The sequence below is a fragment of the Pseudomonas sp. ANT_H4 genome (genome assembly GCF_008369295.1).
Classification (GTDB): Bacteria; Pseudomonadota; Gammaproteobacteria; order Pseudomonadales; family Pseudomonadaceae; genus Aquipseudomonas.
The window spans coordinates 57,239-75,111 of sequence record NZ_VOBG01000002.1; the positions used below are offsets into that span (position 1 = coordinate 57,239).

Consider the following 17,873-nt stretch of genomic DNA (forward strand, 5'->3'; position numbering starts at 1 on the left):
AAAGAGAATCGAGTAAGAGCAGGTTTGTATCGACTGAGAAAAGCTAAAACTTCGTCTGATATTTTCTGAATATTTATCAATGAGTTGGGCGCGAACGAAAATTTTGTTTGTGCTGATGTGTATTTAAAAACCCTCACACTGAATGTATATGTCGGCCGGATCTACTGCTCCGGGGTAACCGAGAGAGCGGCGTGCTCTTCCAACTCCTGCTGGATAAAGGCCGAAATCATTGCCCGATAGACCTGCTCGGTGACCTCGGGATTGGCGCCAACCGCGTGGGACAAGCTCCGCACCTTGGCGATCACCTGTTCGACACGCTGCGGTGCCTTGACCCCATCGGTGTTTTTTTTGAACCGTGCGGCCTGGGAGACAAAGCCGCCCCGTTCGGCCAGCAGTGCAACGATCTGTCGATCAAGGCGATCGATGTTTTCTCGGACTTGTTCAAGGCTGGTGCAAGTAACGGCCATGTCGGTTGAAACTCCTTGTCGGGCAGACGATTTAGTAGTGATACCACTTCACCTCAAGCATCACCTCATTGACTGGCGTCGCCAGATGACTGAACTCCCGCTGCGCGCTCAAGCGCAAACCCAGATTGCGGGACAATTCCCACTGCTGATTCAGGCTGACACTGCGCCGCACTTCGCCGTTGGTGAAAAAGTCGCCCTTGGCTTCCAGGCTGAGGTTACCCAGCGGATTTTTCCAGAGTACGCCGGTATTGAATCCGGCAGCCGGAGAGATGAATTCGTCGAAGTCGCTGTTGTGTTCCACGCGCACGGTGCCGAGGGCGAAGCCGAGCATGTCGTCGCGCAGTTGCCAGGTGCCGCCGGCGCCGCCGTTGACGTGGCTGACCAGGGTTTCGTCGTCATGTTTGCCCGGCACGCGCTCAAGGCCTCCGGTGACTTGCCAGGACCAGGGTTGTAGCAGCTCGTTGCGCGGGGTTAGAGAGCGAATGGTCGCCAGGTCCAGTTGCTGCAGCTGCCAGTGATTGCCTTCGTACTGACGCAGTTTCATTTGCAGGATTTCAATCTGTGCACCCAGGGGGAAGCCTTCGGCGTTGTCGTTGAGGTCGTGGTAGGCCATGCGCAGGCCGTATTCGCCGAAGGCCTTGTCGCCACGGGTGCCGATGCCAGCTTGCCAGGTGCGGGATTCGTGGCCGTTTTCGGGCAGGCCGGGGCGTTCGATTTTAAGGTCCGGCGCCGGGTTCTGGTTGATTGCCCGCAGCAATTCGAAGCTGCGCTGGGAGCGCTCGGTATCGCGCTCCAGGCCATTGGCGCGGTAGCGGCCCAGACGATAGGCTGCGTCGATGATCAGCGCCTGGCGATCCTTGGTGATGGCCTTGAAGGTTGGGTCCTGCAATTGTTTCTGGTCGTCGCTGATTTTCAGCACCCACTGCTGTTCATCGCCGTCCAGGGGCTTGGCGCGCTCCAGCAGTTCACGTTCGCGGGAGGGCCGGTAGTCGATTTTCTCCACCAGTCCGGCGTCCTTCACGGCTTTAACCGTGTCGGTGGGAATGGCTGTCAGCGGGAACTGTTCGGTCAGCCGCAGGCCCGGCCGTGCCACTTGCAGCAGTTCCAGCAGGCGGTAGGAGCAGTTTTCGTCGAAGAAAAAATAGTCGAACTGAATCTGCTTGAGTTCCCAGACGTGCTCGACCATGCGCTCGGTTTCGACCTGGGTCAGGTTCAGCCGGTATTCCCAAAGGTCGCGGTTCTCAAGGCTCCGGTATTCGGAGAGTTTTTCCTGATAGGGCACCAGGGCAAAGAGGCCCGGATAGCCGCCCATCAAGCCTTTCCAGGCATAGAGGATGCTGTTGTCCGAGCCTTCGATATAGGCGCCGAAGTTGATCGCGTAGCTGAGCAGGGCGGTGTTGTTGCTTTGTACGTCAGCCTGGTCGATGCGCAGCAGGGTGTGGCCGAACATTGACGACGGGCTGTTGAGGTAGGCTGCCGGGAAGATCATCACCGCGCTGTGGGGGGCGACGTCCTTGAACCATTGCTTAAATTCTGTGCAGTCCACGGTTGGCAAGTCAGTCAGTTGCAACTGGTCCTTGAGCCAGCGGGTACGTGCCGGGTAAACGCATTGGGCGTGTTTTTCGCCTGCCGTCGCCGGGGCGTAGAGCGCCTGTACGGTGGCCTTGAGTTCTGCATCCGGGTGATGGGCGCCGTCGGCGGCGAGGAAAAACTTCTGGTCGCTGACATAACTGCGCCAGCCTTTTAGTTTGCCAGCTTCGTAATGGCCCAGTGATAGCCAGAATGGATCGTTGGCCAGTTGCTGCAAACGTTGATCATCAAGGTGCGGTGCCGCATGCAGCGGGGCGCAGGCGAAGAGTGCCAGGCAAACAAGGCGTTTGAGCATAGGGGCAACTTAAGTCGAAATAAAAAAGACCCAAAGTAGGGGCAGGTCCAAAAATATAAAATCCGCGCCTCGAAAGGCGCGGGCGGGTCGAGATTAAGCCTGGGTCGCGTATTTCGCCAGACGGGTGTCGCTTTTCAGTACAGCGATGGTGTTGGAGTGCACGTCTTCTGCGGTCACGTCAGCCTTGCTGAAGATCTGCTGGAAGTGTTCGTGAGTCACTGCTGCAAAGTGTTCACGATCTTCTGGAGCAACACCCAGTACCACGGCGTAGGTGGTCAGCGCTTCGCCATTGCCTTTGGCCATGTCTTCGGACAGCTCGTTCATCATGCCATTCATGGCAATCCACGATTTGCCGCCGTAAGTCAGGGCGCTGTTGGTGGCGCAGCCGTTGGTGCCTGAGGTCATGCCGAAGGTGGCGTTACCGGAGGTACCGTTGGTGGTGGACGCCAGGAAGTGAGCGGGAGTACCACGTTGGCCTTCGAACAGCAGGTTGCCCCAACCGCAGTTCGGGCCACCTGGCGCTTCAGCCATTGCATTGAGGGAGACGACGGTGAAGAGAGTACCGAGAAGGATCCGTTTCATAGCTTTATTCTCTTAGTGTGCAAACCAATGGACAAGGGTTTCAGGTGCCTCACAGCACCCTAGGGGCCGGTTATTAGTCCAACCCGCGCAGTTTGGAGTTTAGGCACGATCCAAGGGTTCCGTGACTTTTTGTAAAACAATTGAGAACACAGAGGTTTTTTGGCAAGGCCGATCCAGTGTCTATGCTTTCCCTAAGTCGTGCCTTGCCAGTCAGCCACGCACGGCGCCAGAATGCCGCCATTGCCCCGCCTGATGTAAGGAAGCCCAATGCCTGATCCTGTTGCTGCCAGCTTGCGTCTAGCGCCCGAAGCGCTGACTCGCCCTTTCTCCGCTGAACAGTTCAGCTTCTCGACCACCAATGATTTGGAGCCCTTTCGCGGCGTGCTAGGCCAGGAACGTGCGGTCGAAGCCTTGCAGTTTGGCGTGGCCATGCCACGCCCCGGTTACAACGTATTTGTCATGGGCGAGCCTGGAACCGGCCGCTTTTCGTTCGTCAAACGCTACCTCAAGGCCGAAGGCAAACGCCTGCAGACCCCGGCGGACTGGGTCTACGTCAATAACTTCGACGAGCCCCGCGAACCCCGCGCGTTGGAGCTGCCTGCGGGTGGAGCGGCGGCGTTTATCATCGATATCAACGGCCTGATTGATAACCTGGTGGCGACCTTCCCGGCGGTCTTTGAACACCCGACTTATCAACAGCGCAAAAGCGCTATCGACCGGGCCTTCAACCAGCGCTATGACCGCGCACTGGACGTGATCGAACGCCTGGCCCTGGAAAAGGACGTGGCGCTGTACCGCGACAGTACCAACATTGCCTTTACGCCGATGGCCGAAGGCAAGGCCCTGGATGAGGCCGAGTTCTCGCAGTTGCCGGAAGCCGATCGCGAGCGCTTCCACACTGATATTTCCGAACTGGAAGAACGCCTCAACGAAGAACTCGCCAGCCTGCCCCAGTGGAAGCGCGAGTCCAATAACCAGATGCGCCACTTCAACGAAGAAACCATCACCCTAGCCTTGCAGCCATTGTTGGCGCCTTTGTCCGAGAAGTACGCGGAAAACGCCGGCGTCTGCGGTTACCTGCAAGCGATGCAGGTCTACCTGCTGAAAACCGTGGTCGAGCAATTGGTGGACGACGCGAAGACCGACGCACAGGCCCGCAAGCTGCTGGAAGAGCAATACTGCCCGAGCCTGGTGGTCGGCCATCCGGCCAACGGTGGTGCGCCGGTGGTGTTCGAGCCTCATCCGACCTACGACAACCTGTTTGGTCGCATTGAATACAGCACCGACCAGGGCGCGCTGTACACCACCTACCGGCAGTTAAGGCCGGGTGCACTGCATCGAGCCAATGGTGGTTTCCTGATCCTGGAAGCGGAGAAAATGCTCAGCGAACCGTTTGTCTGGGACGCCCTCAAGCGTGCCCTGCAATCGCGCAAGTTGAAAATGGAATCGCCACTGGGCGAGTTGGGCCGCTTGGCCACGGTGACCCTGAACCCGCAAGTGATCCCGTTGCAGGTCAAGGTCGTTATCATTGGCTCCCGGCAGTTGTACTACACGCTGCAAGACCTGGACCCGGACTTCCAGGAGATATTCCGGGTGCTGGTGGACTTCGATGAAGACATCCCGATGGTCGACGAAAGCCTGGAGCAGTTCGCCCAGTTGCTGAAAACCCGCACCTCGGAAGAAGGCATGGCGCCGTTGACGTCGGATGCGGTGGCGCGTCTGGCCACCCATAGTGCGCGGCTGGCGGAACATCAGGGGCGTTTGTCGGCGCGGATCGGCGATCTGTTCCAGTTGGTCAGCGAGGCGGATTTCATTCGTCACCTGGCGGGCGATGAAATGACCGACGCCGGCCATATCGAACGTGCGCTCAAGGCCAAGGCCACGCGCACCGGGCGGGTCTCGGCGCGGATTCTCGACGACATGCTGGCGGGAGTCATCCTGATCGATACTGCCGGCGCTTCTGTCGGCAAGTGCAACGGCTTGACCGTGCTGGAAGTCGGTGATTCGGCCTTTGGTGTACCGGCGCGGATCTCGGCGACGGTGTACCCGGGCGGCAGTGGCATTGTCGATATCGAGCGCGAGGTCAACCTCGGTCAGCCGATTCACTCCAAGGGCGTGATGATCCTCACCGGTTACCTGGGCAGCCGTTATGCCCAGGAATTCCCGTTGGCGATCTCCGCGAGCATCGCCCTGGAGCAGTCCTACGGTTATGTCGACGGCGACAGCGCCTCCCTGGGCGAGGCCTGCACCTTGATCTCGGCGCTGTCGAAGACGCCGCTCAAGCAGTGTTTTGCCATCACCGGCTCGATCAACCAGTTTGGTGAAGTACAGGCGGTGGGCGGGGTCAACGAGAAGATCGAAGGTTTCTTCCGTCTATGCGAAGCCCGTGGCTTGACTGGCGAGCAAGGGGCGATCATTCCCCAGGCCAACGTCGCGACGCTGATGCTGGACGAGAAGGTATTGCAGGCTGTGCGGGCGGGGCAGTTCCATGTCTATGCGGTGCGCCAGGCTGACGAGGCCTTGAGTCTGCTGGTGGGCGAGCCGGCCGGTGAGCCGGATGAGGAGGGGCAATTCCCTGAAGGCAGCGTCAATGCGCGAGTGGTCGAGCGTTTGCGGGCGATTGCCGAGATGATCAGCGAGGAAGATCTCAAGGAAGCAGAGAAGGAATTGGCGCAGCAGTCGTTGGTTGAAACCAAACCGAGCTGATTGTGTTTGTGGCGGGGGAGCCGGCTTCCCCGCCACAATTTTGACTCGTTGAATCATGGCCGATTGCCCGTTGGTCTCGGCAACCTTGGTTTGTACGGGTTTTCTTCTATTCTCAGCTCAAGGGATATCCACAGGAGTCGCTGGATAGAGACAGTCTCGTCTTCTGGAGGCTGAACACAGGATCTACCGAGGGTCGCCGCCATGCCGCGCAGCCTTTGCCTCACCCGCCAGTGCCTAGGCCTGGTCACACGAATCGAATGCAGCATTCGCCCTCTTGCGGGGGATACCGGGATGTGGACCTTACTATTTGCCGCTGGAATGACCGGTGAGCAGCCCACAACGATCAAGGCCCAGGGCCCGTTTCATGGGCCGTTCGTGGCCGAAACCATCCTTGAGTCGATTGTTGAAAGCCTGACGCTGCACGGCTATCAACTGGCCGATGACCCGCAGATCTGGTGTCTGCACCTGCAGGCCCACCTGCGACAGCTCAATGGCGGGCGGTCGCGGGCGCTCACAGACATACAACTTCATCCTGAGCACTGAGCACTGAGCTTACGGCTTGGCAGGCACAGTAGCCTCAGGTTTGTTCAGCTTGACCTCAAACCCATACTGCACGGTGTTCAGTTCGGTGCGCTGGTAGGTTTCAAACTGCGTAGGCTGGCCATAAAAATAGTGCACATCAAAGAGCGCCGTGCCGTACTCCTCAGCGCGGTGGCTGACGCCGAGAACTTCCTTCAAGTAGTGTCCGCTGGCGTCCTTGGCGAAGAAGCGCCAGCTGTCGGAGGGAAAGAGCTGCTGGTCGACAATCAAGGCGTTGCCCTGCATTACCAGACCCTTTGGAAGCTGGCTGGCGGCGACGGTGGCTTTTTCGACGTTTGCCAGGAACAGCGGAATCGAACCCACGACAAACGTTGGGTTCTCGGGGAACAGGTTCAGGTCGTAGGTAATGACGCCGCGCCCTGGGTCAACTTCAAATGCCTCGGTAGGCAGCTCGATGGGCTTACCGCGCTGGCCGTCCTCATTGGCGGTAAAGAATGTCACGGGTGCATCGGCGCCACTGCGGGCTTCGCCCAGCAGGTCGTCGTTGAAGGTGTAGGGGTGGTCAAACACGATGTGTGCGGCACTGGCATCGTCGACTGACTGGTTGATGCTGATGCTGTTTTTAAGCTGGTCTTCGGAAAGTGTGGCGCCCTTGAGCCAGTCGGTGGCCTGGTCGTCGTACACCGTCACTGGCATCGGCAGGGGTTGTACGGTTTTTTCCAGGCTGTTCTTGTCGAAGCGCCGAATCGGCAGGTCCAGGTCTTTGCGGGTCACCGTGGCGGCGGAAAAATCGAGGACACTGACTTGCAGGTTATCGATCAGGCCGTTGAAGTACACCTTGGTGTAATGGCTGGTCTGCTTGTGTTCGAAAGCTTTTTGCTCGTCTTCCAACTGCTTTTCAAAGGCGTCGGACCAGCCTTTCTGCTTCTGCATCTCGGCCAATTGTTTCTCGTAGAACGCCAGTTGAGCGGCGCTCTCGTTGATCGAGCCTGCGCGGGATAGAAATTGCCCCGTGGTATCCCTGGCCTGCACCAGCAGCGCGTTGGGAGACGCGTCAGCGACTTGTGGCGCCAGGGGGGCATTGTTGGTCAGTTCTATTTCGGCGTAGTTTTTTTCCAGGGTCAGCAGCGTGACGGTGACGTTTTCTTCACTGCGTTTGTGGCCGACGTCTTGTTTAGTCAAGTCAAAGGTGAAGACCTTGCGTGGTGCGATGACTTCAACCTGGCCTTTGAGGGTGACGGGTTGCGGCTGGATTTTGTTCTCGGTCTCGATGCCTTCGATGAAGGGGTACGTGACCGTCAAGTCGTCCGGGTTGGTCAGGTTGGAGCTGGAGGGGCTCAACTGGATACCAGGGTCGGTTTCCGACCATTCCGGCTGGAAGGGGACAGTCTTGTTGTTGCTCAGCGTCACCGACTGCCATTCCAGGCCATGGGGAAAGGGGAACTGGTCGGGGCCGTTGAAGTTGAACGGGAACACCGGCTGCAGGTCCGTCAGATAGTCCGAATGGGAGTTTTTGCGCAGGACAAACAGACCGTTGATGTAAGTGTCCACCACGGCTTGTGGCGTCGGGTAGTGCTTGAGCAGCGCCAGGGTGTCTTCGACGTACTCGGCTTCGATAGGCTTGGTGCTGAGCTTGATTCGGGCGCGCTCCAGTAGTAGCAAGGAGCCACCAAGGTCGGCCACGGTATCCTTGAGCCTGGGGTCTTGGATAGTGTCCAGGGATTGCTCGAACTTGGCGGTTTTCTCTTCGAGGCTGGTTTGCTTGTGTTCGTCGCTGGGGGAACAGCCGCTGCCAGCCAGCAACGCCACACATAGGCCAAGGCTGGCCAAAGGGGATCGCACATCCATTATCTTCAGTTTTCCTGTCCGACATCATCGAGCCGAGTTGATGAGCCCGACACTAGCAGAAAAACTCTTTGACAGATGCCGTGCCGGTCAGTTTTCTCGGTGGTTCTGGCCTTTGTATGTGGCTGATATACTCGCCGCCATTTTTAGCCAAGCTGTGTGAGATTCAATGGAACGTTTTATCGGAAATGCAATGTACGCCTCACGCTGGCTGTTGGCACCGATCTATTTCGGCTTGTCCCTTGGGTTGCTGGCGCTGGCGCTGAAATTTTTCCAGGAAGTGGTTCACGTTCTCCCCAGCGTCTTTGCCATGACCGAGTCCGATTTGATCCTGGTGCTGCTGTCGTTGATCGACATGGCACTGGTTGGCGGCTTGCTAGTGATGGTGATGATCTCCGGCTACGAGAACTTCGTCGCCCAGCTGGACATCGACGACGACAAGGGCAAGCTCAACTGGCTGGGCACCATGGACTCCTCCTCGCTGAAGATGAAAGTGGCCGCTTCCATCGTGGCGATTTCGTCGATTCACTTGCTGCGGGTGTTCATGGACGCCAAGAATATCGATCCCGAGCATCTGAAGTGGTACGTGATCATCCACATGACCTTTGTGGTCTCGGCGTGTGCCATGGGCTACCTGGATAAGGTGACCAAGCACTAATTGGCTGACGGATAGCGTGATGAGCAGCAGGCAGGGCCTGGGGCTCATCAAATCCCGGTTTTCTATGCTAGTCTGCTCGCCCTTTTAGTTCGGATGACACGGGAAACGCTGCAGTTCTGTAGTGTTTCCAGTGCCTTCCTACAGCGGAGCAGTTCCATGTCCGAAGTCAATCTGTCCACCGACGAAACCCGCGTGAGCTACGGCATTGGCCGTCAGTTGGGCGACCAACTGCGCGACAATCCGCCACCTGGCGTGAGCCTGGACGCGGTCCTGGCTGGCCTGACCGATGCGTTCGCAGGCAAACCAAGCCGTGTGGACCAAGAGCAAATGGCTGACAGCTTCAAGGTCATCCGCGACATCATGCAAGCCGAAGCGGCCGCCAAGGCTGAAGCTGCAGCAGGCGAAGGCCTGGCCTTCCTGGCTGAAAATGCCAAGCGTGATGGCATCACCACTCTGGCTTCCGGTCTGCAGTTTGAAGTATTGACTGCGGGTGATGGCGCCAAGCCAACTCGTGAAGATCAAGTACGTACCCACTACCACGGCACCCTGATCGACGGCACTGTGTTCGACAGCTCCTACGAGCGTGGCCAGCCTGCAGAATTTCCGGTCGGTGGCGTGATTGCCGGCTGGACCGAAGCCCTGCAACTGATGAACGCCGGTAGTAAATGGCGTCTGTATGTGCCGAGCGAACTGGCTTACGGCGCACAAGGCGTTGGCAGCATTGCGCCGCATAGCGTTCTGGTGTTCGACGTCGAGCTGCTCGACGTTTTGTAAGGCCTGCTGGCTAAGTTGTAGGAGCGAGGGACGCCTAGTTCTTGCTCGCGATGGACGTCAACGATAACGCGGGCATCCTGGATGAACGCAGTGTCTTTGGGTTCTTCGCGAGCAAGAACCAGGCTCGCTCCTACACGGTTTTGCAGGTGTCTCATGGATGAAACTTGCCATTAAGCTCCGTCGCTGGGCGCAATGCTCGGGCATAGCAGAACAGAAACAGGTTACGCACCACCTCCTTCAGCACGCCCGGTTCACTGGAACTCAAGCCATTGACGTCCAGGTCGCCCTGATCCTGCAATTCATTCAAGGCTTCTTCTTCCAGCACGGCGCAGACTTCCCCGGTTTCCCGATGGAGTATCCGCAGGTAGGGGTGTGGGCGGTCCAGCCAGGCATCAATCAAATAAGTCATGGGTTGCTTCTCCTTGATGGGTTTCAATGAGAATAATTCTTATTCATTGAATAGCAAGTCCCTATTGGCGATTCACTGGTTTTTCTGTGTGGGCATTGTGTTCGATCAAAAGGACTGGTCTTTTGCTACTGGCGGGGCGTTGAGGCGGGGAGGGTGAAGCGCCATCCCGTGCAGGGCACGAGATGGAGACAGCAAAATCAAACCTTGCGGACAAACTCGGACTTGAGCTTCATCGGGCCGATGCCGTCGATCTTGCAGTCGATATCGTGGTCGCCGTCGCACAGGCGGATGTTCTTGACCTTGGTGCCGACCTTGACCACCAGCGACGTGCCTTTGACCTTGAGGTCCTTGATCACGGTGATGGTGTCGCCGTCCTGCAGGACGTTGCCGACGGAGTCTTTTTTCACGGCGTCATCACTGGCGGCCTCGACTTCGCCACCGACGGCCCACTCATGGGCGCATTCCGGGCAGATCAGCTGGGCGCCGTCTTCGTAGGTGTATTCGGAGTTGCATTTCGGGCAGGGTGGCAACGTGCTCACTAAGGCTCCTTGAGTTTCAGGATGGCTAAAAAGCGCACATTATATAGGGTTTTAGGGCGAGGCGGGGGATGCGGCTATTTGCAGGAGCCGCGGCGGCTCCTGCACAGCAATTAATCAGTGTGTCCGCGCGACCGCGAACTCACTCAGCTCTACCAGGGCGTCCCGGTATTCGCTGGCTGGAAGGGCTTCCAGGCATTTGATGGCGCGAGCCACGTAGTCACGGGCCAGTTGCGCGGTGTAATCGAGTGAGCCCGAAGCTTCCACGGCAGCGCGGATGCTTTCCAGGTCTTCAATTCCGCCTTTCTGGATCGCCTTGCGCACTAGGGCGGCCTGTTCGGGGGTGCCTTCGCGCATGGTGTAGATCAGCGGCAAGGTCGGTTTACCCTCGGCCAGATCATCACCGACGTTCTTGCCCAGGGTCTCGGCGTCGCCGCGATAATCGAGCAAATCATCCACCAGTTGGAAAGCCACGCCCAGATGATCACCGAAGGTGCGCAGGGCTTCGCGTTGTTCCGGCGTCGCTTCGCACAGGGCGGCGGCGCTGTGTGTCGAGGCTTCGAAGAGCATGGCAGTCTTGCCGCGAATGACTTCCATATAGGTTTCTTCGGTGGTGCTGGCGTCGCGTACTTTCGACAGCTGCAACACTTCGCCTTCGGCGATGATGCGTGTGGCTTGTGAAAGAATCTTCATCACCGGCATCGAGCCCAGCTCGACCATCATTTCGAACGAGCGTGAGTACAGGAAGTCGCCCACCAGCACGCTTGGTGCATTGCCCCACATGGCATTGGCGGTCTCGCGACCACGGCGCATCCCGGACATGTCGACCACGTCGTCGTGCAGCAGGGTGGCGGTGTGCAGGAATTCGATGGTGGCAGCCAGCAGGCGCAGGTCATCGCCTTCGCGGCCCAGCGCCTTGCCACACAGCAACACTAATAAAGGACGCAGGCGTTTGCCGCCCGCCGACGTAATATAGTCGCCAATTTTGGAGACCAGCGGCACTTTAGAAGTCAGCTGCTTCTTGATGATGTCGTCGACGGCGCTAAAATCGTCCGCTACCGCACGGTAGAAAGCTTGGGGTTGCATCAGCGACAGTCGCTCCAGAAGGGTTGCGCGGCATGCTAGGACCCACGTCCCGTAGTGTCAAGGCGCGATAGACGGCTACTTGCAAGCCTTCTGTAGCTTGCGTACAATCGCGCACCCTGAACTTCCTGGGCAGCACCTGCCTTACGCAATTGCATTTGGGGCGTTCCATCCCATGCAGCCATGCCAGCCAATACCTTTACCTATAAAGCGCTGGGTGAGCAGGATTATCGGAGAAATACCATGTCGTACGCAGTAATTGTTACTGGTGGCAAGCAATACAAGGTCGCCCCAGGTGAATACCTGAAGATCGAAAAACTGGAAATCGCTACCGGCGAATCCATTACTTTTGATCGCGTTCTGTTGGTCGCCAATGGCGATGACGTGAACATCGGCGCTCCAGTTGTTGTTGGCGCTACCGTTGTGGCTGAAGTGATTTCCCAAGGTCGTCACGATAAAATCCGCATCATCAAGTTCCGTCGTCGTAAGCACCACATGAAGCGTATGGGCCACCGCCAGTGGTACACCGAGATCAAAATCACCGGTATTCAGGCTTAATTTCAGCCTAATTCCTCACTAGGAGAATTGACTCATGGCACATAAAAAAGCTGGTGGTAGTACCCGTAACGGTCGCGACTCAGAAGCCAAGCGCCTTGGCGTGAAGATGTATGGCGGCCAGGTTATCATTCCGGGCAACATCATCGTGCGTCAGCGCGGCACCCAATTCCACGCCGGTTACGGTGTTGGCATGGGTAAAGATCACACTCTGTTTGCTAAAATCAACGGCGTGATCAAGTTCGAAGTAAAAGGCGCTTTCAATCGCCGTTACGTGAGCATTGTCCCGAAGACTGAAGTCGTCGCGGCATAATTACGTAGTTGCTGGAAAAGCCCTGTCTTGCGACGGGGCTTTTTCGTTTGTGGGGTGAGTCTCTTGCAAAGCTGTTTGTAATGGGCTCCAGCGCGGATTTTCGGTTGTTGATTGAGGTCGCTGCGCTCATTTTTGCAAGAGTCTTATGTCTTGGTTTCTTAAGCTCGTCCGTGCGACGAGAGGCGTTTTGTTATGAAGTTTGTTGATGAAGTTTCGATCCGAGTAAAAGCTGGCGACGGCGGTAATGGTTGCATGAGTTTCCGTCGGGAAAAATTCATCGAAAACGGTGGTCCGAACGGTGGTGATGGTGGTGATGGCGGCTCGGTCTACATGATCGCCGACGAAAACCTCAATACCCTGGTGGACTACCGTTACACCCGGCACTTCGATGCCGAGCGTGGCTCCAACGGTGGCAGCACTGATTGCACCGGTAAAAAAGGCGAGGAGATGGTCCTGCGGGTTCCTGTCGGCACCACCGTGATCGACTCCGCGACGCAGGAAGTTATCGGCGACCTGACCAAGGCTGGTCAGCGTCTGCTGGTGGCTCATGGCGGCTGGCACGGTCTGGGTAACACCCGTTTTAAATCCAGTACCAACCGCGCACCACGCCAGACCACGCCGGGCAAGCTAGGCGAGCAGCGTGACCTCAAGCTGGAAATGAAGGTTTTGGCTGACGTCGGCCTGCTGGGTCTGCCAAACGCCGGTAAAAGTACTCTCATTCGCTCGGTGTCTGCCGCCAAGCCGAAAGTGGCTGATTACCCGTTCACTACCCTGGTGCCAAACCTGGGTGTGGTCAGTGTCGACCGTTGGAAAAGCTTCGTGGTTGCGGACATTCCGGGCCTGATCGAGGGTGCTTCCGATGGCGCCGGCCTGGGGATTCGTTTCCTCAAGCATTTGTCCCGTACTCGCCTGCTGCTGCACCTCGTCGACATGGCTCCGCTGGATGACACTAGTGCGCCGGATGCTGCCGAAGTTATCGTCAGTGAGCTGACCAAGTTCAGCCCGTCCCTGGCCGAACGTGATCGCTGGCTGGTGCTGAACAAGTGCGACCAAATCCTTGAGGAGGAGCACGAAGAGCGCGTCAAGGAGATCGTTGATCGCCTGGAGTGGACCGGTCCGGTCTACGTGATCTCGGCCATTGCCAAAGAAGGCACTGAGCGTCTGACCCGTGACATCATGCGTTACCTGGAAGATCGTGCTGATCGCTTGGCCAATGACCCTGTGTTCAAGGCAGAGTTGGTTGACCTCGATCAGCGCATCGAGGACGAGGCGCGTGCCCAGTTGCAGGCCCTGGATGATCAGCGTGCCCTGCGTCGCAGCGGCGTCAAGTCGGTCCATGACATCGGTGACGATGATTGGGACGAGGAAGATGTGGATGATGAGGATGGTCCGGAAATCATTTACGTGCGCGACTGATTCGTTGCAGTAAACTTAAGCGCCGCTCAATCGAGCGGCGTTTTGGTATCTGGAAATCGGTAGTCACGAATAACGTTATGGGCAGCACTGGCTCGTGCTGTCCTCAATCTAAGGTTGAAGATGATGCGGAGTAAAGTGGCGGGTGCGCAGCGCTGGGTCGTAAAGATCGGTAGTGCGCTGCTGACGGCGGATGGCAAGGGGCTGGATCGTGCAGCCATGAGCGTCTGGGTTGAGCAGATGGTGGCCTTGCATGAGGCGGGTGTTGAGTTGGTGCTGGTGTCGTCCGGGGCGGTTGCTGCCGGGATGAGCCGCCTCGGCTGGACCGTGCGACCGAGTGCGATGCACGAGCTGCAAGCCGCTGCCGCCATCGGTCAGATGGGTTTGGTGCAGGCCTGGGAATCCAGCTTCGCCGAGCACGGTCGCCACACGGCGCAGATTTTGCTGACTCACGATGACTTGTCCGACCGCAAGCGCTACCTCAATGCCCGCAGCACCCTGCGTGCCCTGGTCGAGCTCAAGGTGATCCCGGTGATCAACGAGAACGACACGGTGGTCACTGACGAAATTCGTTTTGGCGACAACGACACCTTGGCTGCGCTGGTGGCCAACCTGGTGGAGGCTGACTTGCTGGTGATTCTCACGGATCGCGACGGCATGTTCGATGCTGATCCACGCAACAATCCCGATGCTCAGCTGATTTATGAAGCCCGCGCCGATGATCCGGCACTGGATGCGGTGGCTGGCAGTGCCGGTGGCGCTCTGGGGCGTGGTGGCATGCAGACCAAGCTTCGTGCGGCCCGGCTGGCGGCGCGTTCTGGTGCTCATACGATTATCGTGGGTGGGCGCCTGGAGCGGGTGCTGGATCGCCTCAAGGCGGGCGAGCGCATTGGTACGTTGCTGTCGCCCGAGCGCGGCCTGCTGGCGGCGCGCAAGCAGTGGTTGGCGGGGCATCTGCAGACTCGTGGCACTCTGGTGCTGGACGCCGGTGCGGTATCGGCGCTGTCCCAGGGCAATAAAAGCCTGCTGCCGGTGGGCGTCAAATTGGTCCAGGGCAGCTTTCGTCGTGGCGAGATGGTGGTGTGTGTGGCTCCGGACGGTCGTGAGATCGCTCGCGGCCTGGCCAACTACAGCGCCCTTGAGGCGCAGAAAATCATTGGGCAGTCGTCTGAAGCGATTGTTGGGTTGTTGGGTTATATGGCTGAGCCGGAGCTGGTTCACCGGGATAACCTGATTCTGGTTTAAGTGAAGGAAGTCTCGATGCGCGTAATGAAGGGATTGCTTGGCCTGTTGTTGGCTATGCCGTTGCTGGCGTCGGCTGAAGAAATTGGTCGCGTGTCGACGGTGTTCAAGTTCGTCGGCCCCAATGATCGGATTGTAGTCGAGGCTTTTGATGATCCGAAGGTCGATGGTGTGACGTGCTATTTGTCTCGGGCCAAGACGGGCGGGGTGAAGGGTGGTCTTGGTCTGGCTGAAGATCGTGCTGAGGCGTCGATAGCGTGTCGTCAGGTGGGGCCGATTCGCTTCAAGGGTGAGTTGAAGGATGGTGATGAGGTGTTCAAGGAGCGCACGTCCCTAGTGTTCAAGACCATGCAGGTGGTGCGCTTCCTCGACAAGAGGCGCAATACCCTGGTGTATCTGGTCTATAGCGACCGTTTGATCGAGGGCAGTCCGCAGAATGCGGTGACGGCAATTCCGATCCTGCCGTGGCCGACGGCCCAATAAATTGGGTGGCGTTGTTTTGCTTGTGTGGGGGGTGGTTTGCCTGCGATGACTGGCTAGCATTCAATGATGATGTTGACTGTTGTGCCGCTATCGCAGGCAAGCCAGCTCCCACATTTGTTTGTGGTGTCTGGTAGCTCGCGGCATGCTCAAATCCGAGGCAATAAAAAACCGACCCTAGGGTCGGTTTTTTAACAAGCTTATCGCTTAGGCTGCAGCAGCAAGGTTCAGAGCCTTGATGTGGCCATTCAGACGACCTTTATGGCGAGCAGCTTTGTTCTTGTGGATGATGCCTTTATCGGCCATACGGTCGATAATTGGCACAGCCAGAACGTAAGCAGCTTGAGCTTTTTCAGCGTCTTTTGCGTCGATGGCCTTAACTACATTCTTGATGTAGGTACGAACCATGGAACGCAGGCTGGCGTTGTGGCTGCGACGCTTCTCAGCCTGTTTTGCACGTTTTTTGGCGGAAGGTGTGTTGGCCACCGTCGAGCTCCTCGAAAGACTTTTTAGGAAATAGCAAACAAAATAGGCCGCGAATCATGCCGATGAGTTGAAGTCTTGTCAAGGGCGGCTGATGCGAACTGCTGAGTGGTCGATCTGAAGAGGCGGGTGATTTATTTCCGGCGCTTGACCTGTAAACTCGCGAGCTTTGGCTCTGTGCTTGTTGCAGGCGCGGAGTATCGCATATGTGGGCGCATTGTTCGCCTGCTCTTTATCTATAGGCAAAAACTCTTTCAATGAATCTGCTCAAGTCGTTGGCCGCCGTCAGCTCTATCACAATGATCTCCCGGGTTTTGGGGTTTGTACGTGACACCCTTGTGGCGCGCTTTTTTGGCGCGAGCATGGCCACAGATGCGTTCTTTATTGCCTTCAAACTGCCCAATCTACTGCGGCGGATCTTCGCCGAGGGTGCGTTTTCCCAAGCGTTTGTGCCGATTCTGGCGGAATACAAGACCCAGCAAGGCGAAGAGGCGACCCGAACATTTATTGCCTATGTCTCGGGCTTGCTGACCCTGGTGCTGATGCTGGTAACGATTGCAGGCATGCTTGCTGCACCCTGGATTATCTGGGCTACAGCGCCCGGGTTTGCCAATACCCCGGAAAAATTCGCCCTCACTACCGATCTGCTGCGGGTGACATTTCCTTATATATTGCTGATTTCCCTGTCGTCCCTGGCGGGTGCAGTCCTTAACACGTGGAACCGTTTCTCGGTGCCAGCCTTCGTGCCGACCCTGCTTAACGTCAGCATGATTATTTTCGTTCTGTTTCTGACGCCGTATTTCGACCCGCCCGTCATGGCTCTGGGTTGGGCGGTGTTGGCCGGCGGCCTGGCGCAATTGTTGTATCAACTGCCGCACCTGAAAAAGATCGGCATGCTCGTGTTGCCACGCCTGAACCTCAAGGACACCGGGGTCTGGCGGGTGATGAAAAACATGCTGCCAGCAATCCTTGGCGTCTCGGTCAGTCAGATTTCCCTGATCATCAACACCGCCTTTGCTTCGTTGCTGGTCTCGGGCTCGGTGTCGTGGATGTACTACGCCGATCGTCTGATGGAGCTGCCGTCGGGCGTGCTGGGCGTGGCATTGGGCACCATTTTGCTGCCGACGCTCGCGCGTACCTATGCCAGCAAGGACCGCCACGAATACTCGCGAATACTCGACTGGGGTTTGCGCCTGTGCTTTGTGCTGGTGCTGCCGTGCTCGCTGGCCCTGGGGATTCTCGCTGAGCCGCTGACCGTTTCTTTGTTCCAGTACGGCCAGTTCAGCGCTTTTGATGCCTCAATGACCCAGCGCGCCCTGATTGCCTACTCCGTCGGCCTGCTGGGTATCATCGTGATCAAGGTTCTGGCCCCCGGCTTTTACGCCCAGCAAAACATTCGTACCCCGGTAAAGATTGCGATCTTCACCCTGGTGGTCACACAACTGCTCAACCTGGTATTCATCGGCCCGCTGGCTCACGCTGGCCTGGCCCTGGCTATCAGTGTTGGTGCCTGCATCAATGCCGGCCTGCTTTTTTATCAGCTGCGTAAGCAGCAAATGTTTCAGCCGCAGCCGGGATGGGGCATGTTTTCCCTCAAGCTGCTGGTGGCTGTGGCGGTGATGTCGGCCGTATTGCTGGTGCTGATGCAGTTGATGCCTGCCTGGGACCAGGGTCACATGCTGGAACGTTTCCTGCGTTTGGGCATGTTGGTGGTCGCCGGTGTGGTAGCGTATTTTGGCATGCTGCTGTTGATGGGATTCCGCTTGCGGGATTTCAATCGCAAGTCGCTGAGTTGATCGCAATCAACAATAAGGCGCCTGTTTTCTCGATTCGATCCATTTGGCCTGCGCTGTTGCCTGTCGTCCGGGGCCGGGTGTGGTTATAATCGACCACTTTATGAGC

The 17,873-nt window shown here is 57.5% G+C and carries 18 protein-coding genes; 10 read left to right on the top strand and 8 right to left on the bottom strand.

Going from position 1 to position 17,873, the window contains the following annotated elements:
* Positions 1-161: 161 nt before the first annotated feature.
* From FQ182_RS02840 to FQ182_RS02850, 3 genes are all read right to left on the bottom strand, one after another.
* Positions 162-467, bottom strand: coding sequence for a chorismate mutase (locus tag FQ182_RS02840; protein ID WP_149410790.1), 306 nt, complete (start codon positions 465-467; stop codon positions 162-164).
* A gap of 31 nt (positions 468-498) precedes the next feature.
* Complete coding sequence (locus tag FQ182_RS02845; protein WP_149410791.1) at positions 499-2,352, bottom strand: DUF4105 domain-containing protein; 1,854 nt, start codon at positions 2,350-2,352, stop codon at positions 499-501.
* Between the two features lie 93 nt (positions 2,353-2,445).
* Positions 2,446-2,934, bottom strand: a complete 489-nt coding sequence (locus tag FQ182_RS02850) for a DUF3015 domain-containing protein (protein WP_133099993.1) — start codon at positions 2,932-2,934, stop codon at positions 2,446-2,448.
* Between the two features lie 267 nt (positions 2,935-3,201).
* On the opposite strand from FQ182_RS02850, the gene FQ182_RS02855 reads away from it, so the two are divergent.
* Both FQ182_RS02855 and FQ182_RS02860 read left to right on the top strand, forming a co-directional pair.
* Positions 3,202-5,640 carry a Lon protease family protein gene (locus tag FQ182_RS02855; protein WP_149410792.1) on the top strand — a complete coding sequence of 813 codons (2,439 nt, stop codon included), beginning with the start codon at positions 3,202-3,204 and terminating at the stop codon, positions 5,638-5,640.
* Positions 5,641-5,841: 201 nt separating this feature from the next.
* Entirely contained in the window at positions 5,842-6,183 is a 342-nt protein-coding gene (locus FQ182_RS02860; RefSeq protein WP_133099991.1) for a hypothetical protein, read from the top strand.
* A 9-nt stretch (positions 6,184-6,192) separates the two neighbouring features.
* Here FQ182_RS02860 and FQ182_RS02865 read toward each other — a convergent pair whose 3' ends face one another.
* Complete coding sequence (locus tag FQ182_RS02865; protein ID WP_149410793.1) at positions 6,193-8,028, bottom strand: hypothetical protein; 1,836 nt, start codon at positions 8,026-8,028, stop codon at positions 6,193-6,195.
* Positions 8,029-8,194: 166 nt separating this feature from the next.
* Between FQ182_RS02865 and FQ182_RS02870 the strand changes: the two genes are divergently transcribed.
* Both FQ182_RS02870 and FQ182_RS02875 read left to right on the top strand, forming a co-directional pair.
* Entirely contained in the window at positions 8,195-8,683 is a 489-nt protein-coding gene (locus tag FQ182_RS02870) for a TIGR00645 family protein (protein ID WP_133099989.1), read from the top strand.
* 156 nt (positions 8,684-8,839) lie between these two features.
* Entirely contained in the window at positions 8,840-9,457 is a 618-nt protein-coding gene (locus FQ182_RS02875; RefSeq protein ID WP_149410794.1) for an FKBP-type peptidyl-prolyl cis-trans isomerase, read from the top strand.
* 151 nt (positions 9,458-9,608) lie between these two features.
* Here the strand turns inward: FQ182_RS02875 and FQ182_RS02880 are convergent, their stop codons facing one another.
* The 3 genes from FQ182_RS02880 to FQ182_RS02890 all read right to left on the bottom strand — a co-directional run bounded on the left by FQ182_RS02880 (position 9,609) and on the right by FQ182_RS02890 (position 11,488).
* Positions 9,609-9,866, bottom strand: coding sequence for a hypothetical protein (locus tag FQ182_RS02880; RefSeq protein WP_003194088.1), 258 nt, complete (start codon positions 9,864-9,866; stop codon positions 9,609-9,611).
* A 197-nt stretch (positions 9,867-10,063) separates the two neighbouring features.
* Positions 10,064-10,405, bottom strand: coding sequence for a zinc ribbon domain-containing protein YjdM (locus tag FQ182_RS02885; RefSeq protein WP_149410795.1), 342 nt, complete (start codon positions 10,403-10,405; stop codon positions 10,064-10,066).
* 114 nt (positions 10,406-10,519) lie between these two features.
* Positions 10,520-11,488, bottom strand: coding sequence for a polyprenyl synthetase family protein (locus tag FQ182_RS02890; protein ID WP_133099986.1), 969 nt, complete (start codon positions 11,486-11,488; stop codon positions 10,520-10,522).
* A gap of 240 nt (positions 11,489-11,728) precedes the next feature.
* Here FQ182_RS02890 and rplU point away from each other — a divergent pair, with 240 nt between their 5' ends.
* The 5 genes from rplU (at position 11,729) to FQ182_RS02915 (ending at position 15,491) form a co-directional block, all read left to right on the top strand.
* Positions 11,729-12,043: a 50S ribosomal protein L21 gene (gene rplU, locus FQ182_RS02895; protein ID WP_133099985.1), complete on the top strand. Its 315-nt coding sequence runs from the start codon at positions 11,729-11,731 to the stop codon at positions 12,041-12,043.
* A gap of 34 nt (positions 12,044-12,077) precedes the next feature.
* A complete protein-coding gene (rpmA, locus tag FQ182_RS02900; RefSeq protein ID WP_133099984.1) occupies positions 12,078-12,353 on the top strand; it encodes a 50S ribosomal protein L27 in 276 nt (91 codons plus the stop codon).
* A 192-nt stretch (positions 12,354-12,545) separates the two neighbouring features.
* Complete coding sequence (gene cgtA, locus FQ182_RS02905; RefSeq protein WP_149410796.1) at positions 12,546-13,769, top strand: Obg family GTPase CgtA; 1,224 nt, start codon at positions 12,546-12,548, stop codon at positions 13,767-13,769.
* Between the two features lie 123 nt (positions 13,770-13,892).
* On the top strand, positions 13,893-15,011 hold the full coding sequence (gene proB, locus FQ182_RS02910; protein ID WP_149411056.1) for a glutamate 5-kinase: 1,119 nt from the start codon (positions 13,893-13,895) through the stop codon (positions 15,009-15,011).
* A 15-nt stretch (positions 15,012-15,026) separates the two neighbouring features.
* Positions 15,027-15,491 carry a CreA family protein gene (locus FQ182_RS02915; protein ID WP_149410797.1) on the top strand — a complete coding sequence of 155 codons (465 nt, stop codon included), beginning with the start codon at positions 15,027-15,029 and terminating at the stop codon, positions 15,489-15,491.
* A gap of 204 nt (positions 15,492-15,695) precedes the next feature.
* Here the strand turns inward: FQ182_RS02915 and rpsT are convergent, their stop codons facing one another.
* Positions 15,696-15,974: a 30S ribosomal protein S20 gene (rpsT, locus tag FQ182_RS02920; RefSeq protein ID WP_065836169.1), complete on the bottom strand. Its 279-nt coding sequence runs from the start codon at positions 15,972-15,974 to the stop codon at positions 15,696-15,698.
* A 254-nt stretch (positions 15,975-16,228) separates the two neighbouring features.
* On the opposite strand from rpsT, the gene murJ reads away from it, so the two are divergent.
* Complete coding sequence (murJ, locus tag FQ182_RS02925) at positions 16,229-17,767, top strand: murein biosynthesis integral membrane protein MurJ (RefSeq protein WP_149410798.1); 1,539 nt, start codon at positions 16,229-16,231, stop codon at positions 17,765-17,767.
* Positions 17,768-17,873: the final 106 nt, after the last annotated feature.

Bases quoted from the DNA above. Each gene is read 5' to 3' on its own strand.
- FQ182_RS02840 (WP_149410790.1), bottom strand. From the start codon at position 467: ATGGCCGTTACTTGCACCAGCCTTGAACAAGTCCGAGAAAACATCGAT.
- FQ182_RS02845 (WP_149410791.1), bottom strand. From the start codon at position 2,352: ATGCTCAAACGCCTTGTTTGCCTGGCACTCTTCGCCTGCGCCCCGCTG.
- FQ182_RS02850 (WP_133099993.1), bottom strand. From the start codon at position 2,934: ATGAAACGGATCCTTCTCGGTACTCTCTTCACCGTCGTCTCCCTCAAT.
- FQ182_RS02855 (WP_149410792.1), top strand. From the start codon at position 3,202: ATGCCTGATCCTGTTGCTGCCAGCTTGCGTCTAGCGCCCGAAGCGCTG.
- FQ182_RS02860 (WP_133099991.1), top strand. From the start codon at position 5,842: ATGCCGCGCAGCCTTTGCCTCACCCGCCAGTGCCTAGGCCTGGTCACA.
- FQ182_RS02865 (WP_149410793.1), bottom strand. From the start codon at position 8,028: ATGGATGTGCGATCCCCTTTGGCCAGCCTTGGCCTATGTGTGGCGTTG.
- FQ182_RS02870 (WP_133099989.1), top strand. From the start codon at position 8,195: ATGGAACGTTTTATCGGAAATGCAATGTACGCCTCACGCTGGCTGTTG.
- FQ182_RS02875 (WP_149410794.1), top strand. From the start codon at position 8,840: ATGTCCGAAGTCAATCTGTCCACCGACGAAACCCGCGTGAGCTACGGC.
- FQ182_RS02880 (WP_003194088.1), bottom strand. From the start codon at position 9,866: ATGACTTATTTGATTGATGCCTGGCTGGACCGCCCACACCCCTACCTG.
- FQ182_RS02890 (WP_133099986.1), bottom strand. From the start codon at position 11,488: ATGCAACCCCAAGCTTTCTACCGTGCGGTAGCGGACGATTTTAGCGCC.
- rplU (WP_133099985.1), top strand. From the start codon at position 11,729: ATGTCGTACGCAGTAATTGTTACTGGTGGCAAGCAATACAAGGTCGCC.
- rpmA (WP_133099984.1), top strand. From the start codon at position 12,078: ATGGCACATAAAAAAGCTGGTGGTAGTACCCGTAACGGTCGCGACTCA.
- cgtA (WP_149410796.1), top strand. From the start codon at position 12,546: ATGAAGTTTGTTGATGAAGTTTCGATCCGAGTAAAAGCTGGCGACGGC.
- proB (WP_149411056.1), top strand. From the start codon at position 13,893: ATGCGGAGTAAAGTGGCGGGTGCGCAGCGCTGGGTCGTAAAGATCGGT.
- FQ182_RS02915 (WP_149410797.1), top strand. From the start codon at position 15,027: ATGCGCGTAATGAAGGGATTGCTTGGCCTGTTGTTGGCTATGCCGTTG.
- murJ (WP_149410798.1), top strand. From the start codon at position 16,229: ATGAATCTGCTCAAGTCGTTGGCCGCCGTCAGCTCTATCACAATGATC.